Below are 21,818 nucleotides of genomic sequence, written 5' to 3'. Positions count from 1 at the left end.
CTCTATTTCCTTTATTCATTTTTTACTGCTCACCCTTGATGGCGGAGAGTATGACGCGGTTTATTGATAACTTTAATGGCAGCTATGGTTGAATCATATTCAACCTGAGGTTAATAATTGATGGGGAGCTGTCGGAAATATTGATTTCGCGAGGAAGGGATATGGAATTATCACAGCGGGTGCGGGCCATTTTGTCTTTTGTTGAGGCCGCTGATTCTGGCAGTTTTACTGCCGCGGCCCGTATTCAGGGCATCAGTGCTGCTGCCGTCAGTAAAAATATCGCCAGCCTTGAACAGGCTCTCGGTATACGTCTGATGAATAGAACAACAAGAAAGCTAAGTTTGACTGAGGAGGGCAGTGTCTTCCTGAAACAGGCCCGTATTGCTATTGAGGCGCTAGATACGGCTGCGGATATGGTGGTCGCACGCAAGATGGAGACTAGCGGGCATGTGCGAATTTCAACCAGTGCGGCATTTGGCCGCGAACAATTATTGCCCGCATTACCGGGCCTGCGATCGCGCTATCCGGCCCTGTCGGTGGAAGTTGATTTTGATGACAGAGTGACGGATTTGGTTCGGGATGGTTATGACCTTGCTATTCGTGGTGGCCGTATCGCGGATTCGTCATTGGTGTCGCGCCCGGTTTGTCATCTCAATATGATTTTAGTTGCCGCGCCAGAATATCTGGCTCTGCATGGCGTTCCTCACTCCCCAGCAGATCTTGATAAGCATCATTTAGTCGCCCGGCGATTTTTGGGCGGGCGCGTTGCGCCTTGGGGATTCCGGGCCACGGATGGCAGTCTTACCACGGTGGAGCCGGATTCAGCGGTGGTCACCATTTCAGCGCCGGAAGCTCAGGCTCAGGCCGCCTGTTTGGGGCTTGGCATCGCACAGGTCGGGGTGCACCATGCGCTTCAGCATCTGAAGTCAGGGGCGTTGAAGATAGTGCTGTTTGGTCAACATGACCCGGGTAACTATGAAATGGTGATTCAATATCCACACCGGGCACTGATAGCGCCGCGAGTGCGGGTTACGGTGGAATATCTATTGTCGCGGTTTAAACAGGATGAAACGCTGCAATTCCCACTCGATGAACTGTCGCGTTTTCAGTGAAGAGTAAAAATTGCAGTGCGGGCTGATAGGCCGGGCAAATATCATCACCCGGCCTGATAGTGGAAGGCAAATTATTTGATGCTAGCCACTGGTGTGGCTTCGATGACCAGCGTTTCCAGTGGTTTCAAGGTGATAATCACCGGTTTGCTATAGTCTTTGGCAAGACTTGTGTTGGTACCGTACACCGTTTTGAGGGTGAAACGGGTAGCTTCACCACTCGGGATTTCAAAGTCTTTGGTCAGGTCTAAATAGTAACTTTGTGCTTTATCTGATGGGTTACGTAGGCCAAAGATAGCTTTATCTTTGCTCCATGATGCCCAGCCATACACCGCCAGTGCGGTAGGATCACCGCCAATCCAGTGGGTATCAACCAACACATCACTATTTTCCCTGGACCATTTCGCCGCGTCTGCCAGTGTGTCCCACTTGTTGCTGTTTAGCATTGACGGGGTGATATAGAGTTCTTGCAACTGAGTCCCGGTCGCAAAGTAGCTCCACACCTGATCAGCAAAATCGTGGTCGGTTTGTACTTTTTCCAGCCCAAAATAGGCATTTTCGGCGCTAACAATACCGTGGTACATCAGCGAGTTTATCGGGAACAGCGGGCCTTTGCGCACAATAGAACGATAGGTTTCGGCATCACGATAGGTCATCCATTGTTGCGCTGGCGAGCCTTTACCAAAGACGTTGATATCATCGCCCTGACGCCAGATAGAGTCGGCGTAGAACAACCATGAAGGGCTGGCATTGGTGCCGGTTGTCAGGTTGATAAACAGATCTTTATTGGCCTCACGCATGTTCTTAATCAGCTCGATGGAGGCGTCAAAATCGGAAGCAAACTGGCTACCTTTAATATGAGAGTTGGCGTTGCCCATGCCGTCCAGTTTAAAGGAGGTGATATGCTCGTTTTTAATGAGTTTAATAATCTGCTCATTAAAATTACGGAAATAATTTGGGCCGGAGAGAGCGAATTTCCCATCTACGGTTTCGAAGCCATTCTCTTTGGCGTGAGAAACACGAATATCGCGCGGCTTGTTATATCCACCCCACGGCGATAACCACAAGCCCACCGAGGTATTCAGGCTGTCGGCTTTTTCTTTCACCACCCCAAATCCCTTACTGAACGCTGGGCCAAAAAGCCATTTGCCGGTGCGGTCATCCCAGCCATCATCCAGTAGAAAACCGTCCAACTGGACGCCACGCTTTTTAATCAGTTCATCGGCGTAAGTGTCCATCCGGTCGAGCACTTCTTGTTCGGTATACGTGGTGAAGAAGCCGATATCCATCCAACTGTTGTAGTGAAGATACTGCTGATAAGGGCGAGGGCGCATCGCATTGATAAATTGGTTAAAGCTGCGGCGCAACTGGTTATTTTCTTCAAAGGTGCCGAAATAGGTGGTGAAAGTAACGGGCGCATCAGTTTCAATCGGCGTTTTTAATTCTACATTCAGATTGGTTGTAGTTTCATACGCATAGGTATTGACGATAGGTTTTTCCGGCAAGATAAAGAAGCTATCGGCGATAATCGGCGAGCTATTAATTGCGCCATCAACGTAAGGGGCTTGGGATTGACCTTTGGTTGGGAAGAAAGTGATTTTGGCCACCTCACGCGCCTTACCTTTTGCCTTAATCGTATAGTCGATGCTGGCATATTTCCCTTTTAATACATTGAGTACCACGCTGACATCGAAGTCTTTATGCTCGTAATCGATGTGAATAGCATCATCTTTCTGAGTGACATTTTTAATTTTGAAGTCGGCGGCGTGGATAACGTCTTCATTGGGGAGGGTGAGGAAAAACAGCTCCACTGGAGCAAGTTTGTGGTCTGAAAGTTTATCTTTCACCACGACAGCTGAATTTTTATCATCAAATGAGAGGGACAGTTTATCGTTATTCAAGAGGTATTCGGCAGCAAAAGCGCCGTTGCTCACCAGTAACAATAAGAGCGAACTCGGTATGATTTTCTTCATGCGGATGTCCTTGTTATTTGAGGTCCAGAAAAGGTGTTGGCAGTTTTTCAGCTAGTGCTTTGAATCGGATAGGGCATTAAATTAAAAAGTGTTTCTAATCGAATCAGTGTTGAGTTGGTAGCGTTACCCGGCAGTCACCGGGCAACATGCTAAGCACAACCTATTTATAGCGAGGCTTCAGTTTCAGGAATTAATTTGTTAGCAGATCCACAGACGGTCACTTTACTGCGCACCACTTCTTTCATGGCGTCCATACCGACTCGCATGTAATAGCGCGGGTCATTGCCTTCTGGATTATCGGCAAACCATTTTTTCACCGCCGCCGCGAAGGCAATTTTTAGCTCGGTTGCCACATTGACTTTGCAAACACCCAGCCCAATAGCACGTCTGACATATTCATCAGGGACATCACTTGCGCCATGTAAAACCAGCGGAATATCAACTGTTTCCCGGATTTCTGCCAAACGCTTAAAATCAATTTTGGGGCGTTTAGTATAGAGGCCGTGGGCGGTTCCAATGGCAACCGCCAAGCTATCAACACCGGTGAGTTCGACAAAGCGCCGTGCTTCTTGTGGGTCGGTCAGAAAAGCGCTCTCTTCATCGACATCCATATCATCTTCTACGCCACCCAGACGGCCTAACTCAGCTTCGACGCTGCAATCGTTGCGATGACAGAAATCAACCACCGTTTTCACCAATTGCACATTCTCGGCAAACGGGAAGTGGCTGCCGTCAATCATGGCGCTGCGTACCCCGGCGTTAACCTTACGACTGATATCTTCCAATGATTCATGATGATCAAGATGTAACGCCAGCGGCATGTCATAGCTTGCCGAATAAGCTTTACACAGCGCATAGATCTCTTCAAAAGCGATGTGTTTAAACGTGCCCGGCGTACCAGCCAGGATCACCGGCGACTGCATCTCTTTGCAGACTTCGAGGATTGCCTGAATAGTTTCCGCGTTATGGATATTAAACGCCGGTACCGCGTAGCCTCTTGCTTGCGCGTCCTGAAGCAGATATTTGGTAGAAATAATACTCATATAATGATCCTCTCAGCCTTTCCACGGGTGAATAACCACGCCTTTCACTACACGGTTAACTGTCCCGCTGGCGGAAGGGGTATCCGGAGTAATACCTGCTTTGATGGATTCGGTCAGGGCAAAAATTTGCGCGTACATCAGGAAGCAGAAGGCCTGTTCGATATCAATAAAGTCGCGGGAAGCCGGTAGCTGAATAGAGGGCCCGGCTTCGATTTCTGGGCTGGTGGTGGCAGAGATCGCCACGACACGCATGGCTTGTTGGTCGCGGTGCAACTCAGCCAACAAGTCGAGATCGTATTGGCGGGTGTAAGGGTGACTGGAAACAAAAACCACCACCAGTGTTTCGCCATTGACCAGTGACTTTGGCCCGTGGCGGAAGCCGGTAGGAGAGTCATAAAACGCGACCAATTTACCGGCAGTGAGCTCTAATACTTTCAGTGCCGATTCCCGCGCCACACCTTGTAATCCACCGCTACCGAGGTAAACAATTCGTTTGAACGGCAGGTCGCCAAACACGGCTTCACTCAGGTTACCTTGTGCGGTAATGATCTGCTGACAGCGGGTGGCAACATCTTGGAAGCGAGTGCTGCTGATAACCTCAGGAGCAAAAACTGCCAGGCAGCTTGCCATCATGGTAGTGATGCTGCTGGTCATGGCGAAGCCGCGGTCATGGGTTTCTGCTGGCATCAGCAGCGCCAGTGCATTGTCGCTTTTCGCTGCATTTTGATACAGGCTGCCGGCTTCATTGCAGGTGATGACCAGATGATGACACTGTTTGACTAATTGGTTGGCTAAATCCACGGCGGCCACACTTTCAGGGCTGTTACCTGAGCGCGCAAAGGAGATAAGCAGTGTGGGCTGCTCGGTAGACAGATAGTCAACCGGGTTGGTGACGAGGTCGGTTGTCGGCACGGCGACAAAATTTTTCTCAGTATGGCGTGATAGCCATGGCGCAATAATATCACCGATAAACGCTGAGGTTCCCGCACCGGTCAGGACAATCTGTAAATCAGGTTTTTGCAGCAGTGGCGCAAGGAAGGCATCGATATCATGACGTAAGCTTTCAATATTTTTCAGGGATCGGATCCAGCACTCAGGTTGTTGGCGAATCTCTTTTTCAGTCCAGGTCGAGGTGTTGGAAATACGGGCAGAATGGGTTTCGTTCATAACTCAGTCCTTAGCAGTGCATATTCAAAGGGTCAGCACAAAGCAGCACATGGTAATCTTTCGTTTTGTTTCATTTAACCCGCTCTGTGTTTAAATGAGAATCTATAGAAAAGAAAACGAAAGGTCAACAGAAGAAAAGAAATAAAACGAAAAACGTGATGTGAAAAGCAGTAAATCTCTTAAATGCTGTTGATTTATATATGAATATTGTTTTTTATAGTAGATTGATGCGAAAAGTGCGAAAGGAAAAGAAAGGTTTGTGACAGTGCGAGCCACAAACCAATGTGATACGTAATGAAAGGGCTACAGGAGAACCGGCAAGCCATCAATCCAAATAGTTTGCAGTTTGAGTTGGGAATCAAGCGCAATGATATTGGCGCGTTTATTCACTGACAGTGAGCCATAGGTTTGTTCAAGCCCCAGCATGCGGGCGGGATGCAGTGAGGCCATATGGATAGCATCCGCCGCCGGTATACCCACGTCATTAACCAGATTTCGCACTGCGGCATCCAGCGAAAGCGTACTTCCAGCCAAGCCTCCACTAGCCGTGCGGACAACCCCCTGCTGCATTGTTACCGGGTGACCACAAATCGAATAGTCACCATCTGGCATCCCTGCCGCACTCATCGCATCAGTTATCAATAATATTCGCGGCTTGGCGCAACCACAGCAAAGGCTCATTACGGCAGGATGCACATGGTGACCATCGGCAATCAACTCAAGCCAGGCGCGCGGGTCAGTTAACCCCGCACCAACCATGCCGGGGTTACGATGATGCAGGCCGGTCATGCCATTAAAGCAGTGAACTAGCCCATCAGCCCCAGCATCAAAAGCACGGCATGTTTCTTCATAACTCGCCGCGCTGTGGCCGAGCATGACCTTTACCCCGCGGCTTTTCAGATGTTTAATGGCCGCTAGCGCACCGGGTTTTTCAGGTGCCAACGCCACCACACGCAATGTATTCCGCGAAATCTGAATCAATCTATCGAGCTCGGTAACATCCAGTTCGCGGAACAGTTCTGGTGGGTGTGCCCCTTTATTCTGTGGCGTGAAATAGGGGCCTTCAAGATAGCTTCCCAGCACGGTGGCCCCTTTCCCTCCTTGATGGCAGTGCTGAGCGATACGTTGCAGTGCGCGCGCTATTTCTTCCAGTGGGGCGGTTACAGTGGTCGGCAGCCATCCGCCCACCCCCTCACGCGCTTTATGTAATGCTAACCTGCCCAGCGCGTGGGGATCGTCATCCATCACATCAACACCGTCGCCACCGTGGACATGAATATCAATGTAGGCAGGGCACAACAGTTCAGCATCACGCAACGTCACGCCGGTTGGGATTGGCTCGATGGCGACGATAGTGTCGCCATCGATATGCAACTGGTGATTGTCGAGCCAGCCTTGCTCCATAAGAACACGTCTGGCTCGTAGCAATACCGTCATATTCCTTCCTCAACGGGTGCTGTTTCGCGATAGCGCCCCATCTCGTCCACCAGACTGGTCAATCCCCGGTGACCACATTCGAGCGCCATGCGGCGGAACTCTTGGCTACTCAGGCCTTCGCGCTCCAGCACCATTTCCAGCAAGAGCTGTAAATTTACACCGGTGATCACTTCGCGGTCTGCTTTCTGCATTGCCAGCGTTGAGGCTACGCGGAAGGGGGTGCCGCCGAGTAAATCAGTCAAAAAAACCAGCCCTTTGCGCTCATCCAGACTGGCTAACGCCTCTTCAAACTGAGCCGTCAGCAGGGCGGTGGAGGAGCTTTCAGGAAAATCGATGGCTATCACTTGCGGTTGTTCGCCAAGTATTTGCTTCATCGCCTTTTCCATTCCGGTGGCAAACCCACCGTGGCCACTGAGAATAATGCTTATCATCTTGTTTTATCTCGCTTATTATTTTCTCTCGCGATTATAGGAAGTGGCAGAACTTGCCAACAATTCCTAACACTACCGTGAGCCCGATGAGTCGCAGAGGACTCCAGCCACGGCGTACCAGCCAATACATAGTCAGGGTGTATAGCAGTGGAAGAAAAGCTGGCATCAGTTTATCGATAACATCGGTTTGTAACTTAACCACCGCGTCCCCGGCAGTGATTTCAAGTGTGGTGGATAAGCGAACGTAGGTGGCCACCAGAGCGCCAATCACCGTCATCCCAACAATAGATGCCGCATGGCTTACTTTACGCGTATTGGCTTTAATGAGTGGGATGGCCGCCACACCCATGCGGTATGCATAGTGGGCCAGACCGAAACGCAGCCCAAGATGAACGACGTTAAACATTACCAAAAACACCACCGCGCCAAGAATCGATCCTTGCAGGGCCAGACTGGCCCCAATACCACCGCAAATAGGGAGCAAGGTCAGCCAGAACATGGCATCGCCAATCCCGCCAAGTGGCGCGCCAACCGCGATTTTGGTGCTTTGGATGCTGTTGACATCCTGCTTTGAACGTTCCATTGCCAGAATGATGCCGATAACGAAAGTCACAAGGAAAGGATGGGTATTGAAGAATCCCATATGGCCTTTCATCGCCCGCGCCAGGTCATTCTTATTGGTATGGATCTTTTTCAGCGCCGGTAACAGACCGTAAAGCCAACCAGAAGCTTGCATACGTTCATAGTTAAAGGAGGCTTGCAGCAGCATGGAGCGCCATGCCACACGGTTGATATCTTTCTTCGTCAGTTCGGCACCGATAGTTTGATCTTCATAGATATTGTCGTTGCCATCAACCACCGACTTTTCCGTTACGCTGACGTCTGGCAAAACTTGAGTATTAGATACCATCTTCGAATTCCTCTTGCTCAGTACGGGAAGGCTGCTGCGCCGGTGGGTCTTTACGCATAAAATCAATGATAGCCATTGCCAGTGCGGCGGCGGCGATAGCCAGCACCGGCAGTTTTAGCCAGGCGGCAGCGACAAAACCAAGAATAAAGTAGGGGATATAAATGTTTTTCATCATGATTTTCAGCAATACGGCAAAACCGATTGCTGGCATGATGCCCCCGGCCACGCCAAGGCCATCAATCAGACGGGCTGGCAGGACATCGATAACTGTTTTTGCATGCTCCGCGCCAAAATAGATGGGCAAGAATGCACACAGAAAATAGAACGTCCCCAGTGCCAGTAAGGCCAGATAGTTAACGCGCTCAATGCCGGCGGTATCAGCATTTGCCGCCATTTTGTCGCAGCGTGCCATCACACCGGACATAATGGAGAACAAGAACGTAATCCCCATTTGTACTGCTACGGCGAAGGGGACTGCCACCCCAACGGCGACCTCTGGTTTTACGCCAGCGGTAATAGCAAAGGCAGTGCCGACAATAGTGCCGATAATCACGTTAGGAGGCTGGGCACCCGCCAGTGGAGCAAGCCCCATCCACACCAGTTCCAATGTACCGCCGGTCAGAATGCCGGTATGAAGGTCACCCAATATCAGGCCAACCAGTGGCCCGAGGACCACCGGGCGGTGCATATGTGTCAGGCCGTTGAACATATCCAGACCCGCAATAAAGGCCAGAATCCCCAACGCTAATGCCTGTAGTAAGCTAATTTCCATAGAAAATACCTCAGAGGAGTTTGTAGAGATCCTGAGCGGGCTCGGTTGGCACGCCCTGAATAAAACATTCCACCCCTGCTTTTCTCAGGCCATAAAAGGCGGCAATATCCTGATCGTCAACAGAGACAGTTTTTGCTATTTGTTGTTTACCGTCGGCGTAATGCATATTGCCGACGTTGATGCGAGTCACCGGTACATCACCGTTAACTAATGTCAGAAAATCTTCGGGGCTCTTGCAAACCAGCAAAATTTTCTGGCGATCAGCGGCGCGATGAATATTGTCGATGACTTTTTGCAGTGACCAGAAACGGACAGAAATCCCTTCCGCCAGCACCATTTCCATCAGACTTTGCTGCACCTGATCTTCGGCAACTTCATCATTAGCCACTAACACCAGATTCGCTCCGGCAAAACCTACCCACTGGACGCCAACCTGACCGTGAATGAGGCGCTCATCAATACGACTTAATACAATGTTTGGCATATTTTCTTCCTTATTATCATTGTGTTAATTGGATGGCGATGTTCCCAGGCAGGCAGCATGGTACTGGCGCAATACATCCTGGATATGATCGATAATCAGTTCGTGCGGTGTTGCTGCAAAAAGGCCTTCACGGACCTTAACGTATTGAAGAGGCAGATACTGACTGATTAAAGGCAGTGGAATCGATTCATCCTCCAAATTTTCTATTAATTTGGAATAAGCCTTGTCAATGTCCTGATCGGGCCAGTAGTAACGAATGCGGTCGGAGTAGCTATAACCTCGAGCTAAACGACGTTGTTCACCATTACCGTGATAGTGGTGTTGCCAATATTTCGGTTGTTCCTGCATGACATTTTCCAGTACATCCCGCAAACCTGAACGCTGATGTGCTGGTTGTAATTCCTGTTCAATCGCGGCCAGTGAAAAAAGGGCTTCACGTAGCGCGAAAGTGAGCGCCGGGCCTACCTTCAAAATCGCAAAGTGATGTTGAACGAGCTGCCGTAGGGCGAGTGGGGTCTGATAATCGGTGGAGTGAGCCTCAAAGACCATGGTGTCAAATTCTTCGATCATTTGACTGAGAGCCAGCGATTTCTCCGGTTGATAATCAATAACATGGGTATGGTCGAATTCGACACCCGGTTGGACGACCAACCCGATAATCCGCGGCCATAGGTCACTCAAGCCCTGTTGTTCAAAAGCGTGGCGGTGAGCTTCCAATGTGGCTTTTGCTGCTGGTGGTGAGGTGACAGCCAGTGTTGATAGGGTTTCATGCGCACCACCGGGAACCGGGACTTCGGTGCCGATGACATAAACCAAATCAGAGGAACCATATTGTTCCTTACGGGTTTGTTCTGCTATCAGAGCCAATCTGGCAGCTCTCTTAGCAACAATTTCATCGGTTAATGGCACCGGGTCATCAGCACAAGACATACTGCAATCAAGGTGGATTTTCTTAAAGCCCGCAGCAACATAGTGGCGAATGAGTTCTTCCGCCTGAGTCATCGCTTCTTCTGCAGGGGCGTTTTGCCAGCGGTTAGGGCCAAGGTGATCGCCACCTAAAATCAATTGGTCGCGAGGAAACTGATGGTCATCGGCCATTTGTTCAACAAAACCACGGAAGTCAGCCGGAGTCATGCCGGTATAGCCGCCATACTGATCTACCTGATTGGAGGTCGCCTCTATTAATAAGATAGATTCTGCCGCCCGGGCGTGGCGTATTGCTGCTTCCAGAACCAAGGGGTGTGCAGAACAGACGGCAAAAATGCCACATCCTGTATCCTGTTTATGGTCGGCCACAAACTCGGTTAAATGTTTCACTTTCCTCTCCGTATGGGTTTTAGGTGACTTTTATCTTTCGATTTGTTTCAAGGATACTGCTTTATCATGGAATAAAAACAAAACGAAAGATAATAAAATTGGGATCTGTTTCGCAAAAGAAACATAATGAAAGGGTGTTTGGCCGGAAAGAAGTCTGGTTTTGCGCAATGTTAAGGCTTGCTTTCCCGCAAAAGAAAGGTGTTAATAGGCAAAGTGAAAAGAAACGAAAGGATTTTAGAAAGGATTTCCTATGAGCAATACTGATTCAATAGCAGACAAACGTATAACGGGTACAAGTGAAAGGCGCGAGCAGATTATTCAACGCCTGCGCCAACAAGGAAGTGTTCAGGTTAATGACTTATCGTCATTCTTTGGTGTTTCGACGGTTACGATCCGCAATGATCTGGCTTTCTTGGAAAAACAAGGAATTGCGGTTCGGGCATATGGCGGCGCGCTCGTGTGCGACTCTGGAACCCCTGCGCTTGAGCCGACGGTAGAAGATAAAAGTTCCCTTAATACATCACTAAAACGCAGTATTGCTCAGGTGGCCGCCAACCTGATTAAACCGGGGCACCGCGTCATTCTGGACTCCGGCACCACCACCAATGAAATTGCACGCCATATGCGCCATCATAAGGAGGTCATTGCGATGACCAACGGCATGAATGTGGCCAATTCATTGCTAGATGCTGAAGGAGTGGAATTGTTGATGACTGGCGGGCATTTGCGCCGTCAGTCGCTTTCCTTCTATGGCGATCAAGCCGATCAATCCTTACAGAATTACCACTTTGATATGTTATTTCTTGGGGTGGACGCCATCAGTCTTGAGCGGGGCGTAAGCACACATAATGAAGACGAAGCACGGCTTAATCGCCGTATGTGTGAAGTCGCGGAGCGGATTATTGTGGTTACTGACTCCAGCAAATTTAATCGTTCCAGTTTACATAAGATTATTGATACTCAGCGCATACATATGGTCATCACTGACCAAGGCATTCCAGCGGAAAGTTTGAATGGGCTACGTAAAGGTGGGATTGAGGTTATTCTGGTTGGGGAGTAGCAGCCGGTTCTCACTCATGCAAACATTTGGCTTCATCTGACATAGTGACAGTGATCTCCACAATACAAACAGCCCGCAATCGTTATAGATGAGCGGGTTTTTGTATTCATCAGGATTATCTGATAATAGCTGGTTTAACTTATTGTGATAATGATCATTTCGTCCAGCGAATTATAATGCTATTTAATCATTCATCCTGATTAATGTTGGAGTCATTATGAACAATTTAGAATTGCAGGCATTGCGTCAGCTTTTTTTTATGAGTTATGACGAGGCGGCAAATTATATTGCAGGCGATAAAAACACAAAAATGTGGCAACAATGGGAAAATGGAGAGCAAGAGATTCCCGTATCAGTGGTTGAAACAATGACTTTGATGAATGAAAAAAGAAAAGAAAGGGTTAATGCCATCATTAAAAAGATAAATAATCGTATTGGGAATAATACTATGCGCTTTTTCCCCGATTATAAGGAATTTCATGCTGTTTATGCTGATGCAGACTTTTTAGAATGGAAAATATATCAATCTGTTGCTGCCGAACTTTATTCTCATGATCTGGAGAGATTGTGTTAACCGCGCTAGGAATTTTGTGACCAATGAATAAATTTACTTTCTGAAAAGAAAATATCTTGCATTAATTATTCCTTGATGGCCTAAGCATATTGACACTTCAAGGAAATTAATTACTGGTTTTAATAATATGACTCTCATCATAAAAATGAATAATATGTATCCTTTCACACAAATTTAAAAATAAACACCTTGTGTGTTATTGCCTATTAGCGGCATGCTCACTGCTCTATATTCATCATTAAATACCATCTTTTTAGTCTTTGCTATTAAACAAATACCACCTTTGTTAAATCACCAATCTACATGTTTCGATAATGTTGCTAAATAGCTGTCAGTGGCGTTGATAAAAAACACAATTATAACAGAGCAAGTAGACCAATAGCATCCTGATAGGCCGTCCATAGACATAATCTATGAATTGCTTTCAAAAAATGAATTATTTATTGCTAGACCGGATTGTTAGTATGGAAATACATGAAGTGCCTAGCCTTTCAGGATTATTTTACTTGTCGCATTGAGTCTGGTTGTCATTTTCTTGCATCACAAAATTCACCGGGAAAGTACCTATAGATCAGGTTTTTTGAGATAAAGAACAGGAAAGAAAATCCTGTAGATCGAATCAAAAAATCCTTTTCTGAAAAGGGTTTATATGAAAAACAATTACATACCTACATCTATCGGCTTGTATATTAATTATCTGGTCCACGGCATGGGTGTCATATTGATCAGTTTGAATATGCCCCATCTACAACAGCAGTGGCACACTGACGCTGCTGGTGTCTCGATTGTCATTTCTTCATTGGGAATAGGGCGGCTGAGTATTTTGCTGGTGGCGGGCATGCTCTCTGATCGTTTTGGTCGCAAACCTTTTGTTTATCTGGGAATGGCCTGTTATCTGGTCTTTTTCCTCGGTGTCCTTGGCACACAAAGTATTGTTGTGGCCTATTGTTTCGGTTTCTTGGCGGGAATGGCAAACAGCTTCCTTGACTCTGGTACCTATCCATCATTGATGGAAGCTTTCCCAAATACGCCAAGCACGGCGAATATTCTTATCAAAGCATTTGTTTCTGGCGGGCAATTTATTTTGCCGTTTATGATTAGCATATTAGTGTGGTTTGATCTCTGGTTCGGCTGGTCGTTTTTAATTGCCGCCTGCGTCATGCTGGTGAATGCACTCTATCTGTTTCGATGCCCCTTCCCACAGCATAAATCCCCAGTGAAAATAGAGCCGATGACGGATACCGCTGAATCTGAAACATCTAAAAGTTATACCTGCTCAATGTTGGATCTCGCCAGCTTTACGCTGTATGGATACATCGCTATGGCGACGTTTTATTTGATTAGCCAGTGGCTGGCGCAGTATGGGCAGTTTGTGGCGGGTATGTCTTATACCATGTCTATCAAACTCCTCAGTGTCTACACCATAGGTTCTTTGCTATGTGTCTTTATTACGGCGGGATTGGTTAAGAAAACGGTTAATTCAACTACATTGCTTATGCTTTATACCTTTATATCTTTCGTTGCCTTGCTAGCGGTGTGTTTATATACCACCGTCACAACCGTGTTTATTTTTTCCTTTGTGATTGGTTTCTCTGCTGCTGGCGGTGTTATGCAACTCGGCTTGACACTGATGGCGATGCGCTTTCCGCAGGCTAAAGGTAAAGCCACCGCTATTTTTTATAGTGCAGGGAGCCTGGCGACATTCACTATCCCATTAATTACAGCCAAACTCTCGCAAACCAGCATCGCCCATATTATGTGGTTTGATGTTGGCCTCGCTGCGGCCGGTTTCTTGACGGCACTGTTTATTGGTTATCGCAGCCGGAGGGAGCAAAGTTATAGCGTAAAAATGAATCAAGTTCAGGCCTGAAAGAAGAAATAGTGTGTAGATAGCAGCGGCTATCTACACGTTAATTTACCGGTTACTTAAATGTCATGAGCTGACATGAACTGAAGACAAATTTCTTAAATGTCTGAGCGGCTGGCGATAATATCTGATTTTTACGGGTTGCCAGGCAAATATAGCGAGTTGGGCCGGGATCTTTGATATGCATGACGTGAACATTAGAATGTGAAAGTGTGCTTATCCGCGGCATAATGGCAATACCGTAATTAATACTCACTAGCCCCACCATGGCCGTATCTTCTTCGACATAGCAGGTTATTTCTGGCATCAGTTTTTTCTGCATAAACATCTTATCAATAAACTGACGTAAGCCACTTTTTTGCGAAAAAAAGATAAATGGGTAGGGAATTGTGTCCTCTAAGGCGATTTCACTTTCATTGCGTAATGCTAATGGGTGATCACGGGAGGTGACGAGTACCAGCTCCTGGCTAATTAGCGGGATAAACTCTATTTCGGGTTCTTCTGGCATTTGAGAGCAGAAAGCCAGATCAAACTTATCAGCTTTTAGATCATCAATAATTGATGACGATGTTCCTTGGTAAAAGCAAAAACGCTTATTTTCATTACCGGGAATATGTATAAAACGGTCAATCAGCTGTGGAACGACGGTCTCCCCCATGGTATAAATAAATGCCAGCTTGATGGTATTATTTTCACAGCCAGTCATTTGGCGCAAGGCAAGGCGGCCGTTCTCCAACTCAAGCAGTGCATTTTCCACATAAGGTAGAAAGATTTTCCCACTCTCTGTTATTCGCACATTTCTGCCGGTTTTTTCAAACAAAGTGACGCCGAGTTCTTTTTCAAGCTCAGATATAGCATGGCTTAAAGATGGCTGGGCGATAAACAGACTTGATGCTGCTTCTGTGTAATGTTGTTTTTCGGCTAAGCGCTTAAAATAGTGTAATTGTTTTAAGTTCATTCCGTTTCCCGTGGCGCTTTGTTAATTTTTCCCTCACTGTAACACTGTCATTTCAAGAGCATTATGGTCAATTTGACTCATAGTTGAACATACGGCAAACATTCTGTTTGTACCACTGACTCGGTCACATAATATTGTGGTGTGTTTTGGGCATTATCTGATTTATTGAATGAAAATGGGTGCTGACTTACCTAGGATATGCAAAATCATTATGGCGTGGTGCAATATAATATGCACTTTTAACCATAGGGGAAAGTAAACCGGGTAAATAAACTGTTAAATACGTTAGCAATAAGTCATAGATGGATAATAGCAGTTGATGAGGGTGATTTTTTCAGATGGATGCATATCGCAATAATGTCTACTGGCTCACAGTAATAACGCCAATTTTTCTGATGTTTATTTTACAAATCCATCATGTTCAGCATATTAATTTTTTAGATTTAATAAGTTTTAACTGACTCACAAAAATTAAGCATCCATACTGTTACCAAGTAATTCTCTGGTCCTATCGTAATGTTGTATTGGTTTTGTAAAATCAACACAACCTAACAACAATATTTTCGTAATTTCCTATTGGTGCTCTGCAATAAAATTGAAAATGAAAACCTCATATTACGTATAAATCAAGGTTGGCGTTATATACATTATATAGGGTTGGTAGTTTATTGATGCTTTATAAGAATGTACTTAATAAAAAATTAACAATAAACGGAGAGAAGCATGAGCCAGAGCAAGGACTTCAATGCGCCATTTTTATTAGCTGCCATAAGTATATATCTAAGCTATTTTCTTCATGGGATCAGCGTTATTACCTTGGCGCAAAATATGACTCCCTTGGCAGAAAAATTTAATACCGACAGTGCCGGGATAGCCTATGTGATTTCTGGGATAGGTCTGGGAAGATTAGTCTGTATCCTATTCTTTGGTGTTATTTCTGACAAGTTCGGTAGGCGCTCAGTTATTTTTGTCGGTATAGCATTATATATCCTATTTTTCTTCGGTATCCTCGCCAGTCCCAATCTGATTGTGGCCTTTATTCTGGCCTTTTGTGTGGGTGCAGCGAACGCAGCATTAGACACTGGGGGCTATCCCGCATTGATGGAGTGTTACCCGAAAACCTCCGGCTCTGCTGTGATTCTGCTTAAGGCCACCATTTCCTTTGGGCAAATGTTCTATCCGATGCTTGTTAGTTTCTTGATGGTGAGTCAGTTGTGGTTTGGTTATGCCATGATCATTCCGGGCATACTGTTTATTCTGGTCACTCTGCTGGTGATGAAGAGTAAATTTCCCAGTCAGACAGTGGATGCTACTATTGCCAAAGACTTGCCTCAGATGAGCAGTAAGCCTTTAGCATGGCTGGAAGGCGTCGCCTCAGTGGTATTTGGCGTCGCGGCATTTTCTACATTTTATGTTATCGTCGTTTGGATGCCAAAATATGCAATGGCCTTTGCCGGAATGGCAGAAGCTGATGCATTAAAAACTATTTCTTACTATAGTTTAGGCTCATTACTGTGTGTATTCCTCTTTGCTTTCCTGCTTAAAAGTATGGTGCGCCCTGTGTGGGCCAATGTATTTAATACCGGGCTATCTGTCATTGCCGCTGCTGTTATTTATCTGTATCCATCTCCGTTGGTATGTAATGTCGGGGCATTTGTTATTGGTTTCTCTGCTGCGGGTGGGATATTGCAATTGGGTGTCTCGGTTATGTCTGAATTCTTCCCGAAAAGCAAAGCCAAGGTTACCAGCATTTATATGATGATGGGTGGGTTAGCGAATTTTGTTATTCCGCTAGCTACCGGTTATCTATCAACTATTGGCCTGCAATATATCATATTACTGGACATCGTATTTGCTCTTGTTGCTTTCCTCACCGCGATAGTCGTCTTTATTCGCTACTATAAAGTCTTCAAAATTCCACAAAGTGACTTCCGCTTTGGTGAGCGATTCTTTCAGTGACTTTATTGCTGAGAACAAATAAGAGAAATATTAATTAAAGAAATCTGAATATACCCATCTTTAGTGAGGAGTTGTTAATGGACGTTACTGCAAAATATGAATTGATTGGGTTAATGGCATATCCTATCAGACATAGCTTATCGCCAGAAATGCAGAATAAGGCATTGGAAGAAATGGGTCTGCCCTACACTTATATGGCTTTCGAGGTGGATAATTCCACTTTTGGCAAAGCTATTGAAGGTCTCAAGGCATTAAAAATGCGTGGCACCGGCGTGTCTATGCCTAATAAACAGTTAGCCTGCCAATATGTCGATGAATTAACACCCGCGGCCAAATTAGTGGGTGCCATCAATACCATTGTTAATGATAACGGTTTTCTTCGCGGATATAATACTGACGGGACCGGACATATCAAAGCAATCAAAGAAACCGGTTTTGATATTAAAGGTAAAAAAATGGTACTGGTAGGTGCGGGTGGTGCATCTACCGCCATTGGCGCACAGGCGGCAATTGAAGGTATCAAGGAAATAATGCTATTTAACCGGCGCGATGAGTTTTATGAAGAGGCACTCGCCTTTGCCAAACGCGTTAATGACAACACCGACTGTACTGTTACGGTTAACGACTTGGCGAACCAAAAAGCGTTTGCTAATGCAATTGCCAATGCAGATATTCTTACTAACGGTACAAAAGTGGGAATGAAGCCACTGGAAAATGAAAGTATCGTCAGTGATATCTCTATGCTGCGCCCTGAGCTGCTGGTTTCTGAGTGCGTCTACAACCCCCATATGACTAAGCTGCTACAAATGGCCATGGAAGCTGGGTGTAAAACTGTTGACGGATATGGGATGTTGTTATGGCAGGGGGCTGAGCAGTTTAAGCTTTGGACCGGAAAAGAGTTCCCACTGGAATATATTAAAAAGGTTATGGGGTTCAACGCATAGTTATCCTCTTTGGGAGCATACTGGCTGATGCCCGTGGTCAGGCATTAATGGAAGGGACAAGAATGAAAACCGTAACAGTAAAGAATCTGGTAATAGGTGAAGGTGCTCCTAAAATCATCGTGTCATTGATGGGAAAAGATGTACCGGCGATAAAGTCAGAAGCCCAATATTACCAAGACTTTGATTTTGATATTCTGGAATGGCGTATCGATCATTTTGATGATGTGAAAGACGTCGAGAGCATTCTTGAAGCCGCACAGCAACTCCGAAATATTATTCATAATAAACCTATTCTCTTTACCTTTCGTACAGCTAAAGAAGGGGGAGAGAAAGAGATATCGCCTAATGATTATCTTGCTCTAAATAAGAAGATGATTGATAGCGGCCAGGTTGACATGATTGATTTGGAGCTTTTTACTGGCGATCAAGACGTCAGCGCCACGATAGAATATGCTCATGCTAAAGGTGTAAAAGTTATCATGTCTAATCATGATTTCCATAAAACCCCGCCCAAAGATGAGATTGTTAAGCGCCTACGTAAAATGCAAGATCTTGGGGCCGATATTCCTAAAATCGCATTAATGCCCCAAAACAAAAGCGATGTGATGACACTGCTGGCGGCGACATTGGAAATGCATGAAAAATATGCCGATCGTCCAATCATTACTATGTCGATGTCGAAGTTGGGAATTATTTCCCGTTTATCGGGTGAAGTCTTTGGCTCGGCAGCAACCTTTGGCGCGCTGAAGAAAGCATCTGCGCCAGGCCAGATAGATATTAAGGAATTAAGGTCTGTCTTAACAATAATACACCAATCCTAATTTAGTGATTATTTAACGGTTATTCAGAGGTCTCTCAGATTTCTGAATAACCATTCCTACCCGATATTTATTTAAAATGCCCTGGCGGCAATATGGTTTTTTATTCTCTTGATGAAAATAAATTAATTTAGCCATGATTAGTCGCATCTATAAAATTGGAGAAATTATGAAACTGGAAAGACCGAAAAGAATTAATGGTCGGGTTCCCGTTTTATCCGCTGAGGATGCTGTAAAATATATTCCGGATGAAGCGACACTTTGCGTATTAGGTGCAGGTGGTGGGATTCTTGAAGCAACAACCTTAATTACAGCCTTAGCTGAGCAATATAAAAATACGCAGTCACCTCGTGATTTATCTTTAATTAGCCCAACAGGGTTAGGCGACCGGGCAGAAAGAGGCATTAGCCCACTGGCTCAAGAGGGATTGGTCAAATGGGCACTTTGTGGTCATTGGGGGCAATCGCCACGTATTTCTGATTTGGCTGAACAGAATAAGATTAGTGCCTATAACTATCCGCAAGGTGTTTTAACTCAGGTTATTCGGGCATCTGCTGCTCACCAGCCCGGTATTTTAACTAATATAGGCATCGGTACATTTGTTGACCCACGCCAGCAAGGGGGGAAACTCAATGAAGTGACCAAAGAAGATCTTATTAAATTGGTTAAGATTGATGATCAGGAATACCTGTTTTATAAAGCCATTGCACCAACGATTGCTTTTATACGCGCCACGACTTGTGATAGTGAAGGTTATGCATCTTTTGAAGATGAAGTAATGTATCTGGATGCCTTGGTCATCGCACAGGCCGTACATAACAATGGCGGTATTGTGATGATGCAAGTGCAGAAGATGGTTAAGAAAGCCACTCTTCATCCTAAATCTGTCAGAATTCCCGGTTATCTTATCGATATAGTAGTTGTCGACCCAGCACAAACTCAACTCTATGGTGGAGCGCCGGTTAACCGCTTTATTTCCGGTGATTTTGTGTTGGATGATAGTACCAAGATGACGATTCCGCTGAACCAGCGCAAGTTAGTTGCCCGCCGGGCACTGTTTGAAATGCGTAAAGGGGCCGTCGGTAATGTGGGAGTGGGTATTGCGGATGGTATCGGTCTGGTTGCCAGAGAAGAAGGTTGCGCTGATGATTTTGTATTGACGGTAGAGACCGGCCCAATAGGTGGTATTACAACACAAGGTGTGGCTTTTGGTGCCAATGTTAATACCCGCGCTATTCTGGATATGACCTCACAATTTGATTTTTATCACGGCGGTGGTCTGGATGTTTGTTATTTGAGTTTTGCTGAAATAGACCAACAGGGTAATGTTGGCGTGCATAAATTCAATGGCAAAATTATGGGCACCGGTGGCTTTATTGATATCAGTGCCACCTCGAAGAAAATTATATTTTGCGGAACATTAACTGCAGGCAGTCTAAAAACAGAAGTCAGTGAAGGAACACTGAAAATTGTCCAAGAAGGGCGAGTCAAAAAATTCATTAAAGAAATACCGGAAATAACATTTAGTGGGAAAATTGCGCTAGAGCGTGGCTTAGATGTTCGTTATATCACTGAGCGTGCGGTATTTACATTAAAAGAAGATGGTTTGCATTTAGTTGAAATTGCCCCCGGCGTTGATCTGGAACGGGATGTTTTATCGCAAATGGACTTCAAACCTATTATATCCAGTAATCTCAAATTAATGGATGAAAGGATGTTTTACGATAACGTCATGGGATTTATTTTGCCTGAAGATAACTAATGTAGGGGAGTGAAGAATATGGATTTTAGCTTAACCGAAGAGCAAGAGTTATTGCTGGCCAGTATTCGGGAACTCATTACTAATGACTTCCCCGAAGAGTATTTCAGGACTTGTGACCAAACAGGAACTTATCCCAAAGAGTTTATGCGGGCGTTATCCGATAACGGTATTTCCCTGTTAGGGGTACCAGAGGAATATAACGGGATCCCTGCTGATTATGTCACGCAAATGCTGGCGCTAATGGAAGTCTCAAAATGCGGCGCACCGGCATTTCTAATTACTAATGGGCAATGTATTCACAGTATGATGCGATTTGGTTCGCCGGAACAATTGCGGAAAACGGCGGAAAGTACATTAGCAACCGGTGATCCGGCTTATGCTTTGGCCCTTACCGAGCCCGGTGCGGGTTCAGACAATAACAGTGCCACGACCAGTTACACACGTAAGAATGGCAAAGTGTATTTGAATGGCCAGAAGACGTTTATCACTGGGGCAAAAGAATACCCTTATATGTTGGTGCTAGCGCGAGACCCTGAACCGCAAGATCCTAAAAAAGCCTTTACACTGTGGTGGGTTGAGTCGAATCGCCCTGGTATTAAAATCAACCCATTACATAAAATTGGCTGGCACATGCTGAGCACGTGCGAAGTCTATCTCGACAATGTCGAAGTAGATGAAAGCGATATGGTTGGCGAAGAGGGAATGGGCTTCCTGAATGTCATGTATAACTTTGAGATGGAGCGCCTGATTAATGCGGCTCGCAGCACCGGTTTTGCTGAATGTGCTTTTGAGGATGCCGCCAAATATGCCAACCAGCGTATTCAGTTTGGTAAGCCAATTGGCCATAATCAAATGATTCAGGAAAAATTAGTACTAATGGCAGTGAAGATAGAAAACATGCGCAATATGGTGTTAAAAGTGGCATGGCAGGCTGATATGCATCAGTCGTTAAGAACCAGCGCGGCTTTGTGCAAATTATATTGTGCTCGTACTGCACTTGAAGTCATTGATGATGCAATACAAATTATGGGTGGACTCGGTTATACCGATGATGCGCGTGTTTCCCGATTCTGGCGCGATGTTCGGTGCGAGCGGATTGGGGGCGGGACCGATGAAATAATGATTTATATTGCTGGCCGTCAGATCCTAAAAGACTATCAGAATAAGTAACTCGCTTTGACAATCCGTTCACTGCATCAAATGTGAACGGATTGAATTTGAGATAAGGCATTG

The 21,818-nt window shown here is 45.8% G+C and carries 19 protein-coding genes; 9 read left to right on the top strand and 10 right to left on the bottom strand.

Translation table 11 applies throughout. The features are described from left to right. Positions 1-161 precede the first annotated feature (161 nt). Positions 162-1,112, top strand: a complete 951-nt coding sequence (locus tag FTA96_RS04345) for a LysR family transcriptional regulator (RefSeq protein ID WP_145573237.1) — start codon at positions 162-164, stop codon at positions 1,110-1,112. A 71-nt stretch (positions 1,113-1,183) separates the two neighbouring features. Here FTA96_RS04345 and yacT read toward each other — a convergent pair whose 3' ends face one another. The 9 genes from yacT to kbaZ all read right to left on the bottom strand — a co-directional run bounded on the left by yacT (position 1,184) and on the right by kbaZ (position 10,643). Continuing rightward, positions 1,184-3,082 carry an enterotoxin YacT gene (gene yacT / locus FTA96_RS04340; RefSeq protein WP_145573235.1) on the bottom strand — a complete coding sequence of 633 codons (1,899 nt, stop codon included), beginning with the start codon at positions 3,080-3,082 and terminating at the stop codon, positions 1,184-1,186. A gap of 164 nt (positions 3,083-3,246) precedes the next feature. Next, the gene (gene kbaY / locus FTA96_RS04335) at positions 3,247-4,125 is read right to left on the bottom strand and encodes a tagatose-bisphosphate aldolase subunit KbaY (protein WP_050107324.1); all 879 of its coding nucleotides are present in this window, start codon (positions 4,123-4,125) and stop codon (positions 3,247-3,249) included. Between the two features lie 12 nt (positions 4,126-4,137). Next, positions 4,138-5,292 carry an SIS domain-containing protein gene (locus FTA96_RS04330; protein ID WP_145573233.1) on the bottom strand — a complete coding sequence of 385 codons (1,155 nt, stop codon included), beginning with the start codon at positions 5,290-5,292 and terminating at the stop codon, positions 4,138-4,140. 303 nt (positions 5,293-5,595) lie between these two features. Further along, positions 5,596-6,729, bottom strand: a complete 1,134-nt coding sequence (gene nagA / locus FTA96_RS04325) for an N-acetylglucosamine-6-phosphate deacetylase (protein ID WP_145573231.1) — start codon at positions 6,727-6,729, stop codon at positions 5,596-5,598. Beyond that, a complete protein-coding gene (agaF, locus tag FTA96_RS04320; RefSeq protein WP_050107321.1) occupies positions 6,726-7,160 on the bottom strand; it encodes a PTS galactosamine/N-acetylgalactosamine transporter subunit IIA in 435 nt (144 codons plus the stop codon). The genes nagA and agaF overlap by 4 nt, the downstream gene beginning before the upstream one ends. Positions 7,161-7,194: 34 nt before the next feature. Next, positions 7,195-8,070, bottom strand: coding sequence for a PTS N-acetylgalactosamine transporter subunit IID (agaE, locus tag FTA96_RS04315; protein ID WP_050107320.1), 876 nt, complete (start codon positions 8,068-8,070; stop codon positions 7,195-7,197). Continuing rightward, positions 8,060-8,842, bottom strand: coding sequence for a PTS N-acetylgalactosamine transporter subunit IIC (agaW, locus tag FTA96_RS04310; protein ID WP_004712318.1), 783 nt, complete (start codon positions 8,840-8,842; stop codon positions 8,060-8,062). The genes agaE and agaW overlap by 11 nt, the downstream gene beginning before the upstream one ends. 10 nt (positions 8,843-8,852) lie before the next feature. Further along, positions 8,853-9,326 carry a PTS N-acetylgalactosamine transporter subunit IIB gene (agaV, locus tag FTA96_RS04305; RefSeq protein WP_050107319.1) on the bottom strand — a complete coding sequence of 158 codons (474 nt, stop codon included), beginning with the start codon at positions 9,324-9,326 and terminating at the stop codon, positions 8,853-8,855. A gap of 24 nt (positions 9,327-9,350) precedes the next feature. Further along, the gene (gene kbaZ, locus FTA96_RS04300; RefSeq protein ID WP_050122092.1) at positions 9,351-10,643 is read right to left on the bottom strand and encodes a tagatose-bisphosphate aldolase subunit KbaZ; all 1,293 of its coding nucleotides are present in this window, start codon (positions 10,641-10,643) and stop codon (positions 9,351-9,353) included. Positions 10,644-10,893: 250 nt separating this feature from the next. Between kbaZ and FTA96_RS04295 the strand changes: the two genes are divergently transcribed. The 3 genes from FTA96_RS04295 to FTA96_RS04285 all read left to right on the top strand — a co-directional run bounded on the left by FTA96_RS04295 (position 10,894) and on the right by FTA96_RS04285 (position 14,147). Further along, positions 10,894-11,703, top strand: a complete 810-nt coding sequence (locus FTA96_RS04295; protein WP_050107316.1) for a DeoR family transcriptional regulator — start codon at positions 10,894-10,896, stop codon at positions 11,701-11,703. Between the two features lie 217 nt (positions 11,704-11,920). Further along, a complete protein-coding gene (locus FTA96_RS04290) occupies positions 11,921-12,277 on the top strand; it encodes a YdiL family protein (protein WP_050122095.1) in 357 nt (118 codons plus the stop codon). 649 nt (positions 12,278-12,926) lie between these two features. Then, the gene (locus FTA96_RS04285) at positions 12,927-14,147 is read left to right on the top strand and encodes an MFS transporter (protein ID WP_050122097.1); all 1,221 of its coding nucleotides are present in this window, start codon (positions 12,927-12,929) and stop codon (positions 14,145-14,147) included. A gap of 52 nt (positions 14,148-14,199) precedes the next feature. On the opposite strand, the gene FTA96_RS04280 is transcribed toward FTA96_RS04285, so the two are convergent. Then, positions 14,200-15,102: a LysR family transcriptional regulator gene (locus tag FTA96_RS04280; protein WP_050107313.1), complete on the bottom strand. Its 903-nt coding sequence runs from the start codon at positions 15,100-15,102 to the stop codon at positions 14,200-14,202. A gap of 723 nt (positions 15,103-15,825) precedes the next feature. Between FTA96_RS04280 and FTA96_RS04275 the strand changes: the two genes are divergently transcribed. The 5 genes from FTA96_RS04275 (at position 15,826) to FTA96_RS04255 (ending at position 21,755) form a co-directional block, all read left to right on the top strand. After that, on the top strand, positions 15,826-17,061 hold the full coding sequence (locus FTA96_RS04275) for an MFS transporter (protein ID WP_145573230.1): 1,236 nt from the start codon (positions 15,826-15,828) through the stop codon (positions 17,059-17,061). Between the two features lie 77 nt (positions 17,062-17,138). Further along, positions 17,139-18,005 (top strand): quinate/shikimate dehydrogenase, encoded by an 867-nt coding sequence (ydiB, locus tag FTA96_RS04270; protein ID WP_050107311.1) that lies wholly within the window; start codon positions 17,139-17,141, stop codon positions 18,003-18,005. A gap of 62 nt (positions 18,006-18,067) precedes the next feature. Continuing rightward, on the top strand, positions 18,068-18,826 hold the full coding sequence (gene aroD, locus FTA96_RS04265) for a type I 3-dehydroquinate dehydratase (protein ID WP_145507910.1): 759 nt from the start codon (positions 18,068-18,070) through the stop codon (positions 18,824-18,826). Between the two features lie 166 nt (positions 18,827-18,992). Beyond that, on the top strand, positions 18,993-20,585 hold the full coding sequence (locus FTA96_RS04260) for an acyl CoA:acetate/3-ketoacid CoA transferase (RefSeq protein ID WP_050122100.1): 1,593 nt from the start codon (positions 18,993-18,995) through the stop codon (positions 20,583-20,585). A gap of 18 nt (positions 20,586-20,603) precedes the next feature. Continuing rightward, positions 20,604-21,755, top strand: a complete 1,152-nt coding sequence (locus tag FTA96_RS04255; protein ID WP_050107308.1) for an acyl-CoA dehydrogenase — start codon at positions 20,604-20,606, stop codon at positions 21,753-21,755. The last annotated feature ends 63 nt before the right edge of the window (positions 21,756-21,818 follow it).

The organism is Yersinia alsatica, from assembly GCF_902170305.1.
Taxonomy (GTDB): Bacteria; Pseudomonadota; Gammaproteobacteria; order Enterobacterales; family Enterobacteriaceae; genus Yersinia; species Yersinia alsatica.
Note: the sequence above shows the minus strand (reverse complement) of the source record. Positions and strands in the feature narration are given on the sequence as shown.